This window comes from Psychrobacter coccoides (assembly GCF_017498085.1).
Classification (GTDB): domain Bacteria; phylum Pseudomonadota; class Gammaproteobacteria; order Pseudomonadales; family Moraxellaceae; genus Psychrobacter; species Psychrobacter coccoides.
In genome coordinates, this window is sequence record NZ_JAGBKM010000011.1 from 1 (window position 1) to 15,000 (window position 15,000).

Consider the following 15,000-nt stretch of genomic DNA (forward strand, 5'->3'; position numbering starts at 1 on the left):
ATAGTAGCGCTTCTTAGGCGCAATCTTATAAACAGATGAGCCTATGGTGCTCAATACTTTACCGATACTGACTGAGGCTATAATAGCTATGTCTCTAACGCCGCAACCTCTAACCGTCATTAGCCGTATGAGGTCTTCTATTTGAGAGTGACAGCCATTATAGGTTAAGGCATGGTCGCCAATGAACTGGCGGTTACAGTCCTTACATTGGTAGTTCTGCTTACCATAGCTTTTTATGCCGTTTTTCTTTAAACTAGAACTGTGACAGTCGGGGCAGCTGATTTCTATTTGTGTCTTCATAACCTCAAATATATCATCTTGCTTCGGCTGTCACTCTCCTTTTATTTCCTCAGCATACTTTCTGATACACCACCTAAAAAAGCTACAGCAAAACTGGGATGCTTAGTTTTTTAATGTTGGTTTTGTAGCATCGAGCGGCGTAGGCACAGCAGGCAAGAAAAGTTTATACCAGTCTGGCGTATTACTACAGTGTGTCTATTTTATTTAGTATCGACGACAATCTAGACGTGCTGCTGGTATACATTTTACTGGTGTGCGATCAAGCGGAGGCGACGCAATCTGTATTTAAAAAGCCTCTCAATGACCTTGTATCGGCTTTAAAGTCAATCAACCAGAGCTTGAGTGAATGAGTGGTAAACGCAAACAGGAGAATTAAATGAGTAATTCTGACCAGCATAAGGACAGCAAAAAACCTGACAAGTCGACGTCAGGTCTCGGGCCCTCAAAAGAGTACTTACCCGATTATGTCAAAGCCCGTTCTAAATATTATAAACCGCCGCATTTGGGTACTTTTGATGTCGGTATGTCGATTCCGCAGTGGCGACCCGACCATGTACCTGACACCCGTATTGATAAATTTACCTTTAGCATGGTGCTCGTGATACTTTTAGGTATCGCCATACCTTTGATGCTGTTCCCTGAGCAAGGAAAAACCTGGGTCGGTATAGCACGAGCGTTTGTTAGTGATAACTTTGGCTTTGCTTATCTCACCTTTGGGGTGCTGGCCATGCTGTTTGTGCTTTATATTGTCTTCTCAGATATCGGTAAAATTAAACTCGGTCGTCCTGAAGAGACTGCTGAGTTTAGCACCGGCTCTTGGGCGGCGATGCTGTTTTGTGGTGGTATTGGCGCCAGTATCTTATATTGGGGGCTGATTGAGTGGGCATACTATTATCAAAGCCCGCCTTTTGGTATCACAGGCGGCACGCCAGACGCCATACGCTGGGCGACCACTTACGGTATGTTTCACTGGGGGCCTGTGGCATGGGCGATTTACTTGGTGCCTGCCATCCCTATCGCTTACTTTTATTATGTACGCCAGACGCCGGTGCTCAAAGTGAGTCAAACCTTGATGCCATTGTTAGGTGAAAAACGAGCGAATAGCAACTGGGCCAAGATGCTCGATGTGCTGTTTGTCTTTGGTATGGTAGGTGGTGGTGCGACCACGCTAGGTCTGGCCTCCCCTCTGATTAACGAAGGCTTATACAACTTATTTGGCTTGCCACGCAACGTGACCATGCAGATTGTGGTACTGCTTATTACCACCATGATTTTTGCTTATAGTGCGTATCAAGGGCTCAAAGGCGGTATTCAAAAACTCTCGAATATTAACTTTTATTTGGCAGTGGCTTTTTTATTATTTGTACTGGTCGTCGGACCTACCGTCTTTATTCTAAACACAGGCTTGGAGGCCATCGGGCGCTCAATTACTGAGATGCCACGCATGATGACCTATGTCGAGCCCTTTAGAGACTTTGAAGCATTCGGTTTTCAAAACATCACCTTCCCGCAGGATTGGACCGTGTTTTACTGGGCATGGTGGTTGGTATTTGCGCCGACTATCGGACTGTTTATCGCTAAAATCTCTCGGGGGCGCACCATCCGTAATATGGTCGTCGGCTCGATGTTTTACGGCTCACTTGGCTGTGCCATGTTTATGATTATCCTAGGTAATTATGGCTTGTATTTGCAAATGTCAGGCGCTGTCGATGTTATCGGCATCTTAAATAATGAGTCGCCTACTGCGGCTATTTTCTCGATTCTAAACAGCTTGCCGATGTCGTATTTGGTGGTCGGCGTGTTTACCTTTTTGGCGACTATCTTTACGGCGACGACCTTTGACTCTATCTCTTATATCTTAGCCTCGGTGGTACAAAGAGAGGTGGATGATGAGCCGCACCGCTGGAACCGTCTATTTTGGGCATTTACCTTGTGTCTGCTGCCGGCTATTTTGATGTTTTTGGGGGACCTGCAGACTCTACAGACCGCCTCTATTATCGCTGGGGCACCGCTGATTATCATTTTATCTATGATGATGATATCTGTGATTAAAGCCGCTCATTATGACTTGGCATATCAGCCCGACTATAGTGTCAAAACCATTCATATTGAGGAGTTGGCAGACAATGCGCCTTGGGAGATGGGCGAAACCTCGCTGGCGCCTGAGGGCTCGGTGTTAGCACAGCAAGATGAGTGGGAGCAGGTGCGTGAAAGCACCGCTGACGATATCAATAAAGTAGATAAAGAAGAGTAGCTGATCTTTTTTGTTATCGTAAATTCAAGGGCTGTGCTGCATAAGTAGCGCAGCCTTTTTATTTTTTATGTTCTAGGGCGTGTCTTAACATTTTTACAAACAGCTATCTCATAAAAAATAGTTTCTAGTATCGCAATATTGTATGATATATATTATGGTATAGTCGATTCACTAGCCCTAGCCAAACGATCGTTCAAAATACAATTATTATAAATCGACAGGTTATGTCATATGAGCAAAACTAAATCACCTACTACTAAAGATACTTCTCCAGAATCAGAGACAATCTCCACTACGGACGATATGGATCTCATTGCCACTTCAAAAAGCCAACCACCGAGCAATACCCCTATCGAGCAAACCCGCTGGAATGGTTGGGGCAATGTCAATATCAATAAAAAAGTCTCGCCGCACGGCGCCAAGCTGATTAAGTCGCATATCGGCAAAACCAAAAAACTTAAATCTGTCAGCCTGCAGCAAGTGTTAAAAACGGTACCCAAATCACGCCTGCCTGTGGCGGTCATTGAGATGGCAATCGTATCGACTGATAGCGAGGTCAGACTCAGACATGCTCGGGGCCAGAGCTTCCCCGATTGGATCGCCATGCACAGCGGCGACTTTGAGGTGTTTCCGGATGGCGTTGCTTTTCCCGAGTCGACCAGTGATGTCGAGCAACTACTAACGCTAGCCCAAGAGCATGATTTCATCGTGATTCCTTTTGGTGGCGGTACGTCTGTAGCAGGTCACATCAACCCACAACAGGGCACACGCCCCGTATTGACTATCGCTATGAGTCAGATGGATCAGCTGCTCGACTTGGATACAGACAGCCAAATCGCCACTTTTGGTGCGGGCACGCAAGGACCAACAGTCGAGGCGCAGCTGGACGAGCACGGCTATCGCTTGGGGCATTATCCACAGTCGTGGGAGCTATCGACGCTTGGCGGCTGGATTGCGGCACGCTCCAGTGGTCAGCAGTCGCTAGGGTATGGACGTATCGAGCAGATGTTTGCAGGTGGTACTTTGGTCACGCCGCAAGGCATATTAAATATTGTTGATATTCCTGCGTCATCAGCAGGGCCTGATTTGCGAGAGATGATGATGGGCTCTGAAGGCCGTGCCGGTATCTTTACCGAAGTGAAGATGCGTGTACAGCCGCAGCCTGAGCAGGAGCTATTTAAGGTGGCATTTTTGCCCAACTGGGAAGCGGGTAAGGAAGTGCTCAGACAAGCGGTACAAAGCAATATTAAGCTCTCTATGCTGCGTCTGAGCAATGCCATCGAAACCGATGCCCACTTACATTTAGGTACTTCTCCCAGTCAGTTTTTGGCGATTAGCACCTATCTTAAAGCACGTGGTCTTGATGCAGATAAAGTCATGCTGACTTATGGCGTTTCAGGCGACAAAGCACAGAATAAACTGGCCCTGACTCAGTTTAATAAACAACTCAAACAATACGGCAGTGTCACAGGCAAAATCACCGATATCATGGGTAGTGTGTGGGCGCATGGCCGCTTTAAGTTCCCGTATCTGCGTGGCACACTTTGGGAGCGTGGCATCATGGTTGACACCTTTGAGACGGCGACCAACTGGCGTAATATCGACGAGCAGATGCAGCAGATGCAGACAGCTGTGCAAAACGCTTTAGCTGATGAAGGCGAAGCCGTCATGGCATTCACTCATATCTCCCACGTCTATAAGCAAGGGGCCAGCCTTTATACCACTTACTTCTTCAGAGCTGCTAAAGATCACGCTGCTACCTTACGGCGCTGGCAAAAAATCAAACGTGCTGCCTGCTTAAGCGTCGCTAATGGCAAAGCCACTATCTCGCATCAGCATGGCGTTGGCCATGATCACGCGCCTTACTTAGCGGCCGAAAAAGGCCAGCTGGGTATTCAAGTGACCCGTGATATGCTAAAGAGCTTAGACCCTGAGCAGCGGATGAATCCGGGTGTATTGCTTGAAGAGTAGAATACAAATTAAGAAGAGTAATTTATGACTCAGCGTCAACAACGCCAGCAAGCATTAGCCCCTTTATCTCAAGCACAGCCTTGGGATATGCTCATCATCGGTGGCGGTATCACAGGCGCAGGCATTGCGCGTGAAGCGGCACGGCGTGGTCTGACAGTGTTACTCATTGAGCAAAAAGACTTTGCTTGGGGCACCTCCAGTCGCTCGAGTAAGATGGTACATGGTGGGCTGCGCTACATTGCTTCGGGGGATTACAAGACCACGCTCCTTAGCGTGCGTGAACGTGAGCGCATGCTCAATGAGGCCAGTGGTTTGGTCAATGAGATGCACTACGTTATGCCGCATTATAAAGGCAAGTTTCCACCGCCATGGATTTTTAATACTTTGCTGCGCGTCTACGATAAGCTGGCAGGTAAGCACTACCTTAAAACCTTTAAAAAAGATGAGTTTTTACGTCTTAATCCCAACATCAAAAGCGACAAGTTTATCGGTGCCAGTCAATTCAGTGATGCGGTGACCGATGACTCCCGTCTCGTCATGCGCGTGCTCGATGAAGCCATACAGGATGGTGCGCATGCCATCAACTATCTAAAAGCTGAGTCTTTAATCACTGATGAGCAAGGTCTGGTTATTGGTGCGACGCTCACAGACAACGTCGACCATCACTCAAGCAGCAGCGACCATACTTTTGAGGTGTACGCCAAAGTGGTGGTCAACGCTACCGGCGCTTGGGCCGATACCCTGCGTATGCAAGCAAACGCCCAGACAGAGCATCATAGTGACAAACAAATCCGTCCGTCTCGTGGCAGCCATTTGGTGGTCAGTCAAGAGCGCTTACCCATCAATCAAGCTTACACCCTACTGCACCCTGTCGATAAACGGGCTTTGTTTGTCTTTCCATGGGAGAATCGATCAGTCATTGGCACCACAGATTTAGACCATCCGCCTTTGAACGATGAAGAGGTCGGTATCACCAGTGCAGAAGTCGATTATCTATTGGAGGCGGCAAACGATCTTTTTGATCGGGCCAACCTTAAGCGAGAGGATGTCATCAGCACATGGGCAGGGGTGCGACCACTGATATCAGAAGGTGGGGACGGCAAACGAGTCAGTCCCAGTAAAGAAAAGAGAGACCATAGCGTCTGGCTTGATAACAACCTTGTGAGCGTTAGTGGCGGCAAACTCACTACCTTTCGCTTAATTGCGCTTGATGTACTTGCGAAGTGCCAAGAGGTGCTTACGTTTGATGAGTCAGCTTTTTTAGATAAGATATCTGACGATCACGTCTTTAGCAGCCCAACCCCTACCCATCCCAAATTCGCTAAGCTTTCCTCATCGTTACAGCAGCGCTTACAAGGGTTTTATGGCAGACAGCTTGACACCTTGCTGGCCCTTGCTCACGACAATGATTTGGCTTATGTCACTGATAATTATACCATTTGGGCAGAGGTTCGTTTTGCTGCCCGCTGTGAGCAGGTCATGCACTTGGACGACCTGCTATTGCGGCGGACACGTTTGGGCTTGATATTACCAAATGGGGCGATGACCCCACTTATCAGCGCCAGACTGCAGCAAATTTGTCAACAGGAGCTGGGCTGGGATGAGCCAAAGTGGCAAGAGGAAGTCGCTCGCTATACCGAGTTGTGGCAACGCTACTATCACCTGCCTGCGGCTTAGCTTCTTATCGAGTTATTATAAGGATTAGAGCTGCTAGGACGCTTCTTTTAAAACAAAAGCTGCGTAGCCTCGAGAATTCTTACGGTCGCAAGCATGGGAAAGTTTGCACCAATAGCACGTTCTGATTTTGATAAATATCCCCCATAGTTAAGGACGACTATGACCACCTCTATCGACCCGATTTATCTCTTAGCCATCGACAACGGCACCCAAAGCGTCCGAGCACTTATCTTTGACCAATTTGGTACCGAGATCGCCAAAGCCCGTGTCCCTATCGAGCCGTATTTCTCCGAGCAGCCCAGTTTCGCTGAGCAACATGCCGACTACTATTGGCAAAAGTTAAGTGAAGCCTGCCAGCAGCTTTGGCAAAGCTGTGACATCACCTCTGAGCAAATCGCAGGCGTCAGCCTTGCTACCCAGCGCTATACCATGATCTGTCTGGATAAAGACAAGCAGCCACTACGAGCAGCCATCGTCTGGATGGATCTGCGTCGTGCTGAGACTCACGATATCGGTTTTTTAAACCCGCTTACCAAAATCATCGGCATGGGCGAATTAGTAAAAGACGCCCAGCAAAAAGCCCGCTGTAATTGGCTGGCGCAAAATGAGCCTGAGATATGGAGCCAAACTGCTCATTACGTCAACCTCTCTGCCTACCTCACCTATCAGCTGACAGGTAGGCTTGCTGACTCCACTGGTCATGCCTTGGGCTATCTGCCGTATGACTACAAAGCACAAAAGTGGTTACAGCCCAAAGATTTTAAATGGCGACTGTTTAGCTGTCGCCTACAGCAAATGCCTACCCTCGTAACACCTGGGCAAACACTTGGTCATATCAGTGCAAAAGCCGCTGCTGCAACTGGTATTATCGAGGGCACGCCGATGATTGCTGCTGCCAGCGACAAGGCTTGTGAGGCATTGGGCGCCGCGGGTCTGACAGCGGATACCGCCTGCTTAAGCTTTGGCACGACAGCGACGATTAACACTACCTCAAGCAACTATATCGAAATCCTCAAACACATGCCTGCCTACACCGCCGCTGCGCCACACTACTACAATCACGAGTATATGATCTATCGCGGCTTTTGGATGGTCAGTTGGTTCAAAGAACAGTTCGCACAATATGAAGCGCAGCTAGCAAAAACGCAGGGTATCGACACTGAAAAGCTGCTTGATAAGGCGGTGCAAGACATACCCGCAGGCTGTATGGGGCTGATGATGCAGCCGTATTGGTCGCCAGGCGTGCGTCATCCGGGGCTAGAGGGTAAAGGCGCATTGATTGGTTTTGGTGATGTGCATACCAGAGCACACGTCTACCGTGCCATATTGGAGGGCCTTGCTTATGAGCTCAAGCTTGGCTTTGATACCATCGAAAAGCGCACTGGCAAACCTATCAAACACCTACGTATCTCTGGTGGTGGCTCCCAAAGCGATGCCGCCATGCAGCTCACCGCCGACATCTTTGGTATGCCCGCCTATCGTCCGCATACTTATGAAGCCTCAGGCCTTGGCGCTGCTATTAACTGTGCAGTGGGCCTCGGTATCTATCCCGACCACGCTGCCGCCAGCGAGGCGATGACTCATTTGGGCGATGAGTTCGTGCCTATCACAGCCAATGTGCAACTTTACAAGCGCCTGTATAACGAGGTCTATCTCAAGATGTACGAGCGCCTAAAACCTTTGTATCAAAGCATTCAAGACATCACGGGGTATCCTGCTAAGTGAAAAAAATATAATAATATTAAGCTTTGTTAGCCTGTTTTTTGATTATCACTAAACGCCGCATAAACCCGATTTAACCCCTCACGCAGCAGCGCTTCAGGACACGCTACGTTAAGACGCATTTTTAGATGCCCCTCGCTACCGTATTTAATCCCCGAGTTTAGCTCAACTTTCGCCGCACGCAGCTTATCATACAGCGCCTGATCGTCCTCACCGTACGCCGAGCAATCGAGCCAAATTAAATACGATGCTTCTGGACGCATCACCTTAATATCAGGCAAATGCCATGCTAAAAAGTCTAGCGTGATGTCGATATTTTTTTCAATATAAGCCAGTACCTGTTCAAGCCACTCGCCGCCCTCCTCATAAGCGCTTTGCATCACTGTATAAGCAAATAAATTCAGCTCATACTCGTCATTCAAATGTTGCTGCTGACTGATTTTTTTGATTAAAGCATCGTCTTTAGCAAAGATCATAGAGCCTTTGATGCCCGCTACATTAAAGGTTTTGGTCATCGAAGTCAGGCTGACGACACGATGTGCGTACCCTGCTGCGTCTGCTAGCTTTAAAAAGGGCACAAACTTATGACCGCTTAAAGTCAGATCTTGATGAATCTCATCGCTGACAATCGCTACATTATGCTTTTTACATAGCGTAAGTAGCCCTTTAAGTTCATCTTTTGTCCACACGCGCCCGCCCGGATTATGCGGATTACAGAGCAGATATAGCTTTACCTTATGCTCGACTATTTTTGCCTCGATGTCTTCCATATCCAGATGCAATTTACTATCGACTTCTTTTAACGCTGAGGTAATCAGTGTGCGGCCATTTTGCTGAGTTTTGGTCATAAACGGCGTATAGATAGGGTCATTGACCAGTACCGCATCACCAATTTCGGTAAAGACATGCATCATCAACGCCAAACTTGGCACCACCCCTGGCGAGAACAAGATGTTTTGTTTCTCCAGCGCTAAATCATAACGACTGCCGTGCCAATTAATAATCGATTCATACAACCCCTCAGTCGGCTTGGTATAGCCTAGTATGCCATGCTCCACCACACGCTGCACACTATCCAAGATAGGCTGAGCGGCCTTAAAATCCATATCTGCAACCCAGAGCGGGATAGTGTCATCGTCGTAGTGCCATTTGATTGACCCTGTATTGCTTCTATCGATGATCTCATCAAAGTTATATGCCATGGAAGATCTCCTTTAAAAATGACTTTGGTTTCTTGTGTTGTAGGTAGTAAGCTGTCTGGTCTCTTATCAATCCGTTAAAAACAATGATAATGAATCCGCTTTAAAACCCAATCGTCATCTGCCAATAAATCAGCACCGCACTCATACTAAAAAATGAACCTATGGTAGAGATAATGACAATAGCGGACATACGGCTCACCAGTCCATAGTGCTGACCAATAATAGCGATGGTAGAGAATGTCGGTGCTGAAGCAAACAGCAGAGCGACATAATTGTCTTGCTGTGTGCCGCCCGAAATCAGCATAATCGCCAATAGTATCAAGAGTGGATGCAGCATCAGCTTACCCAAGCCGATAGTGGTGATTTTTGGCAAATCGCCCTTTAACTCTAGACCATACAGACTCATACCTATGACAAACAGGGCAACAGGGGCCGCTGCGCCAGTAAGCATCTGTGTGGTCTGCTCGACCATTTGCGGTATCGGTAGACTAAATATAGAAAAAATCAGACTGATCACGATAGTAATAATCAGCGGGTTACGAGTAAAGTTTTTACCGATACCTAATAGGACGCTGGCTAGAGACTTACCTGAGTTGGGATTCATCTCCGCCATGACAAACAACATCGGTAGGATCAACAGGTTTTCGATAAGAACGCCCATCGACAAGTAGGCAGCCGCCCTATCAGACCCAATCACCATAGAGGCGACAGCATAACCGATAAAAGCACTGTTAGAGAAAGACAGAGCTGTAGAGTTGAGCGCAGCAGAGACATTATCTTGTTGCCAAACCATCTTGGTCAGCACAACACCTACCATAAACGCCATCACTGAGCCCAAAGCGTAGATAGACAAATAATACGGCAGTATAACGTCTTGAAAAGGCATGTCAGCAATGGCGTTGAACATCAAAGCTGGCAGGGCAATATTTAAGACCAGACTCCCCATACCTTTAGCATGCTGAGGATTAATAACCTTGAGGCGTACACTTAAATAACCCAGTGCGATAAGGATAAAAATAGGGGCAGTGATGTTAATAATGTCGAGCATAATCGTGATTGCCCCTTTATGGCATGGGTATGATCAAGCATTTATATCGTTAATCCTAAATAAAGAAAATGCAGCTATGCCAGCGTGCTACTGGTACAAACTTTCCTTGCCTGCTACTTCCCTTCGCACCTGCGCAACGTTGTTTTAAGAGAAAGCATCCCAGTAGCACTGGGTTTCTTTTATCGTGGATCGACTATAGTTAGGGCGGGTTTACATTTTGAAAATGATAATAAAAATGAGATAAACCGATGTCAAACAAGGAAGATAATGCCGATAATATCAAGATATTAGCCAGCTATTTGACGACGTTTGGCAAGATTTAGCCATTTTTAGCCCATTTAGATGTTTTCGTTCGAATTAAAGACACGCCCTAGCCTTTGGATAACTATAGCGGCAAACCCTAACGCCCTGTAAAATGAGCCTCACGGCGCTCGACCATGGCCATTGCCCCTTCTTTTGCATCGTCTGAATGAAACAAGTCTGGCAGATAGCTATGAATGTTCGCCAGTGCGCTAGCGGCGCCATGGCGACTGGCATCCTGTGCTGAGGACAGCAGCCCTTGTACGCCAAGCGGGGCAGCCGTCGAGATTTGTTGCGCAAGCGTCAGTGCTCGATCGTACTCTGTACCGCTAGGCACCACCTCGCTAACCAAGTTTAACTTATCAGCAGTTTGTGCATCAAACGGCTTACCTGTCAATAAATATGGCATGGCTTTTTGCCAACCCGCTGCTGCGACAAATCTGACCGTCGCCCCACCAAACGGCATGATACCCCGTTGCACTTCCATTTGCGCAAAGTTGCACGTACTACTGGCGATGACCACATCACTATTGAGCATCAGCTCAATACCAGCGGTAAAGCATGTGCCTTGTACTGCGACCACGACAGGCTTAGTACGCCGTTTACCACTGATGCCCCACGGATCAATTTCGTCATCGCTAAACTCAAACGCGCCTTTGTCCCATTTATCTTGTAGCTCCATCAAATCAAGACCGGCGGTAAAGTGTTCACCATGGGCAAATATCAAGGCACAACGCAGACTATCGTCATTTTCGTAGCGAGTAAGTGCTGCAGACAGCTGGCCGATCATATGACTGTCAAAGGCATTGCGCTTATCCACACGATTTAATCCAATCAGGCAGAGATAGCCCTCGCTCTCAAAAGTGATGCGATTGTCTGTGCTGTTATTGCCGTCCGTAGTCATGATTTTATCCTTTTTATGTTTGTAGCTGTGTAAGGTGCAGTTAATTTAACTTTCTTTCAATATAGACATACGCCCCTTGCAACGCAAGCACCGTTTTAGCCTTGCCATTGATAGCTAATATCAGTTGACCTGATTTGCGATAAGTGTAACCATGATCCAAACTAGGATATGACTCAGAGCATTTTATGGAATTTTGGCATGGTTTTTTACTGATCACCAGCGTACATCTGTTAGCAGCCATGTCCCCTGGTCCCGACTTTGTCTTAGTTTCACGTGAAACCCTAACCAAGGGCCGACGTACTGGCCTTATTTGTAGCTTGGGCATTACTTTAGGATTGGCTATCCACATTATTTATTCGGTATTAGGTCTGGCAGCCATCATTGCGCACTCGCAGCCTTTACTCACTGCAATTAAATGGCTTGGCGGTGCTTATTTGATTTATCTGGGTTGGCAAGGTATTGGTGCTAAACCCAAAAAACCAGTCAACTTACCTCACTCTACGGCTGCCAACTGTTCAAAACCATCCTCAAGTGACATCGAATCCACGTTTGCTACCCTGCGTCGTGGCTTTTTTTGCAACGTCTTTAATCCCAAAGCGCCCGTATACTTTGTGGCGATTTTTACGCTCGTACTGTCGCCTGATATTCCGCTTTGGCAGCTGTCGATTTATGGTGTATGGATGATGGTGCTACAGATGGCATGGTTTAGCACCGTAGTGATGCTACTCTCTATTCCTGCGATTTTGAGACGCTTTCAGCGCTTTGAGCATTGGATAGACCGCATATTAGGGTCAGCGATGATCGTCTTGGGATTGAACCTCATTTTTCGTAGTCGTTAAGACACTGATAACACATCAGTTGTCTCAAAAATCTGCTACACTGTTCGGCTATATCTAAACATTAAAGCCCCATACTATGACCAGTAAGCCGATTCAGCGTACCACCCCACCTACCAAGTCCAGCAACAGCCCCAATAGCAAACATAGAAACCGGGCACCTAGTAGAGCCAAAAACCTGGGTAAGTTACATCCACGTAATCCGCATCAAGGTCGCTACGACTTTGCTGTCTTGACCCGAGCCCTGCCTGAGCTTGCCAAGCACACCATCACCAACCCTAAGGGCGAGCCGACGATTAACTTTTCCGATCATCAGGCCGTACGTGTCCTCAACCAAGCGCTGCTGGCTCATTTTTATGGTGTCAAGTTTTGGGACATTCCAGAAGGCTACTTGTGCCCACCGATTCCTGGACGAGCCGACTACATTCATTACATCGCTGATTTATTGGCTCAAACCACGCATATTCATGACGACAATACACCGCCAACGGGTAAGCATATTCACGCCTTAGATATTGGTACGGGTGCCAGCGCTATCTATCCCATTATTGGCAGTCAAAGCTATGGCTGGCGCTTCACAGCCAGCGATATCGACCCTATTTCGGTCAATACCGCAGCGCTGATTGGTGAGGCCAACCCCAAGCTCAAAGGCACAATTAAGGTCAAATTACAGCCAGAACCCAAGTATATATTCAAAAATATAATCGGCCGTCAGGATTATTTCGATGTGGTGGTTTGTAACCCGCCATTCCATGCTTCATTAGAAGAAGCGATGCAAGCCAACAGTCGTAAACAGCATAACTTACAACGGCATCGTGGCAAAAACCAAAATGAGAAAATAAGTCGCCATTCGACCAAATCAGGCAATGCAGCGCAAAACCTAAACTTTGGTGGTCAGCACAGGGAGCTATGGAGTGAGGGCGGTGAGATTACTTTTTTGACCAACATGATAAAAGAGAGTCAAAGCTACGCTGAGCATGTGGGCTGGTTTACTTCTTTAGTGTCAAAGTCTGAAAACGTAAAGCCATTACAGCAATTATTAAAGCAGCTAGATGCTACGCAGATGCGCATTATTGAAATGAGTCAAGGTCAAAAAAGCACTCGGGTCTTGGCATGGCGCTTCAACACTGACGAAGAGTAATTGATAAAAATAGGACTTATTAAAGTTTCACGTGAAACAAAAAAAACACCGCTCTGGCATCCAAAGCGGTGTTTTTATGCTATATGGTTTTTGATATTCATGGCGCATAGTCCAGTATAGTCGAGGAGTTTTAAAATCGCTACAAGGCGACCGACCGCAGATAGTACACTAAGTACATCTAGGGCGGGTAACCCCATAGCGGTTTAAAAGTGCTCCGACTATATCAAAAAATCATGACCTTTATACCCATAGCAATCAATACCAGTCCGCCCAGTATCTCAGCTTTACTCTCAAGCCACGTGCCTGAGCGCCAGCCTAAATAAACACCGACCAGCCCAAACATAGCCGTTACAATCGCAATAGTTAAGCATACCAACCATGCATCGAGCGCCATCAAATTCAAAGTAAACCCTGCTGCCATCGCATCGATACTGGTGCCAATGGCTAAAGTCAACATGGTGTGATGACGGATAATTTTAGGAGCCTTTTTATCCTCAAACGCCTTAGTGTGAACTTCGATATCTTTATGAGTATCAGTAGTGTTCTTACCTTGCTTGCTATCGCTTGGAGCCTCTCGAGCCATGACAATAAACGACTCATAGAGCATGACAGCACCCAGTGACATAAGAATAACCCCACCAATCAAGGGGGCCGCAGCAGCCAACCAACCTAACAAGACAGCATCTAATATATGACCGATGAGCGGCATAACGCCCTGAGCCGTACCAAAATATAATGCTGTATAAATAGCCAAACGTAGGATATAAGTGCGACTCTGCTTCTGAGCTTTTGCGCCCAAACTGATTGATACTGCAAATGCATCCATTGTTAGAGCAATGGCGAGTAAAAAAGCTTCAAACATGTTTTACTCCTGTCCTAATAGCCTGCTTGTTTTTGAATGGCTATCGTCATTACTGATCTGAAGCTATTTAGCTAAAAAACATAACTTTCAAACCAATAATAATTAACACGAGTCCACCCAATGCTTCTGCTTTATCCTCTAGATAAGTGCCAGATTTTTTACCCAAATAAACACCGAAAAAGCTAAAACCAGCTGTTATAATAGCGATAATTAAACAGGCCAACCATGCATTAAGCGCTAGTAAATTAAGTGTAAAGCCTGCTGCCATGGCATCGATACTGGTCGCAATCGCAAGCGTAAACATAGTGCGGTGATTGATGCTATTGTTTATGACGGCAACAGCATCATCAGTGTCAGATTTTAGGTGAAGCGTGCTGTCTACCGCATCCTCCCAATCAACATCAAACACTTCATAAAGCATCTTTCCACCGAGACCGACAAGAATAATACCGCCAATCCAAGGCGCAGCAGCAGCAAGCCAACTTAGGAGCGCCGCGCCTAATAAGTAACCTATCAATGGCATCACACCCTGTGCAATACCAAAATATAACGCCGCATAAATAGCCAGTCGTAGCAAATACTGCTTACCCTGTTTTTGCGACTTGGCACCCAGTCCGATGGCTACTGCAAACGCATCCATCGCAAGGGCGATAGCGAGTAGTCCTACTTCTATCATTTTACCTTCTCATTCTTATTGCAATGCACTAGGTTTCACATGAAACAACCTTGATATTAAAAAACCACCGCCTTGATAGCCAAAGCGGTGGTTTTCATGAATTAACA

At 46.8% G+C, this 15,000-nt stretch carries 12 protein-coding genes; 6 read left to right on the forward strand and 6 right to left on the reverse strand.

Annotated elements, in window-relative coordinates; all coding sequences use genetic code 11:
* On the reverse strand, positions 1–300 hold a 300-nt coding region (locus J3492_RS07160; RefSeq protein ID WP_207991124.1), incomplete at its 3' end, for an IS1/IS1595 family N-terminal zinc-binding domain-containing protein.
* Positions 301–676: 376 nt separating this feature from the next.
* Between J3492_RS07160 and J3492_RS07165 the strand changes: the two genes are divergently transcribed.
* The 4 genes from J3492_RS07165 (at position 677) to J3492_RS07180 (ending at position 7,927) form a co-directional block, all read left to right on the forward strand.
* On the forward strand, positions 677–2,554 hold the full coding sequence (locus J3492_RS07165; protein ID WP_243453156.1) for a BCCT family transporter: 1,878 nt from the start codon (positions 677–679) through the stop codon (positions 2,552–2,554).
* Positions 2,555–2,785: 231 nt separating this feature from the next.
* Complete coding sequence (locus J3492_RS07170) at positions 2,786–4,525, forward strand: FAD-binding oxidoreductase (RefSeq protein ID WP_207991125.1); 1,740 nt, start codon at positions 2,786–2,788, stop codon at positions 4,523–4,525.
* A 24-nt stretch (positions 4,526–4,549) separates the two neighbouring features.
* Positions 4,550–6,202 carry a glycerol-3-phosphate dehydrogenase/oxidase gene (locus J3492_RS07175; protein WP_207991126.1) on the forward strand — a complete coding sequence of 551 codons (1,653 nt, stop codon included), beginning with the start codon at positions 4,550–4,552 and terminating at the stop codon, positions 6,200–6,202.
* Positions 6,203–6,361: 159 nt separating this feature from the next.
* Entirely contained in the window at positions 6,362–7,927 is a 1,566-nt protein-coding gene (locus J3492_RS07180) for an FGGY-family carbohydrate kinase (protein ID WP_207991127.1), read from the forward strand.
* 26 nt (positions 7,928–7,953) lie between these two features.
* On the opposite strand, the gene J3492_RS07185 is transcribed toward J3492_RS07180, so the two are convergent.
* The 3 genes from J3492_RS07185 to J3492_RS07195 form a co-directional block, all read right to left on the reverse strand.
* On the reverse strand, positions 7,954–9,126 hold the full coding sequence (locus J3492_RS07185) for a MalY/PatB family protein (RefSeq protein ID WP_207991128.1): 1,173 nt from the start codon (positions 9,124–9,126) through the stop codon (positions 7,954–7,956).
* Between the two features lie 100 nt (positions 9,127–9,226).
* Positions 9,227–10,174: an AEC family transporter gene (locus J3492_RS07190; protein ID WP_207991129.1), complete on the reverse strand. Its 948-nt coding sequence runs from the start codon at positions 10,172–10,174 to the stop codon at positions 9,227–9,229.
* A 400-nt stretch (positions 10,175–10,574) separates the two neighbouring features.
* On the reverse strand, positions 10,575–11,378 hold the full coding sequence (locus J3492_RS07195; protein ID WP_207991130.1) for a crotonase/enoyl-CoA hydratase family protein: 804 nt from the start codon (positions 11,376–11,378) through the stop codon (positions 10,575–10,577).
* A gap of 185 nt (positions 11,379–11,563) precedes the next feature.
* Between J3492_RS07195 and J3492_RS07200 the strand changes: the two genes are divergently transcribed.
* The gene (locus J3492_RS07200) at positions 11,564–12,217 is read left to right on the forward strand and encodes a LysE family translocator (protein ID WP_207991131.1); all 654 of its coding nucleotides are present in this window, start codon (positions 11,564–11,566) and stop codon (positions 12,215–12,217) included.
* A 76-nt stretch (positions 12,218–12,293) separates the two neighbouring features.
* Positions 12,294–13,355 carry a 23S rRNA (adenine(1618)-N(6))-methyltransferase RlmF gene (gene rlmF / locus J3492_RS07205; protein WP_207991132.1) on the forward strand — a complete coding sequence of 354 codons (1,062 nt, stop codon included), beginning with the start codon at positions 12,294–12,296 and terminating at the stop codon, positions 13,353–13,355.
* A 223-nt stretch (positions 13,356–13,578) separates the two neighbouring features.
* Here the strand turns inward: rlmF and J3492_RS07210 are convergent, their stop codons facing one another.
* Both J3492_RS07210 and J3492_RS07215 read right to left on the reverse strand, forming a co-directional pair.
* Positions 13,579–14,217, reverse strand: coding sequence for a manganese efflux pump MntP (locus J3492_RS07210; RefSeq protein ID WP_207991133.1), 639 nt, complete (start codon positions 14,215–14,217; stop codon positions 13,579–13,581).
* 67 nt (positions 14,218–14,284) lie between these two features.
* Positions 14,285–14,893, reverse strand: coding sequence for a manganese efflux pump MntP (locus J3492_RS07215; RefSeq protein WP_207991134.1), 609 nt, complete (start codon positions 14,891–14,893; stop codon positions 14,285–14,287).
* Between the last annotated feature and the right edge of the window lie 107 nt (positions 14,894–15,000).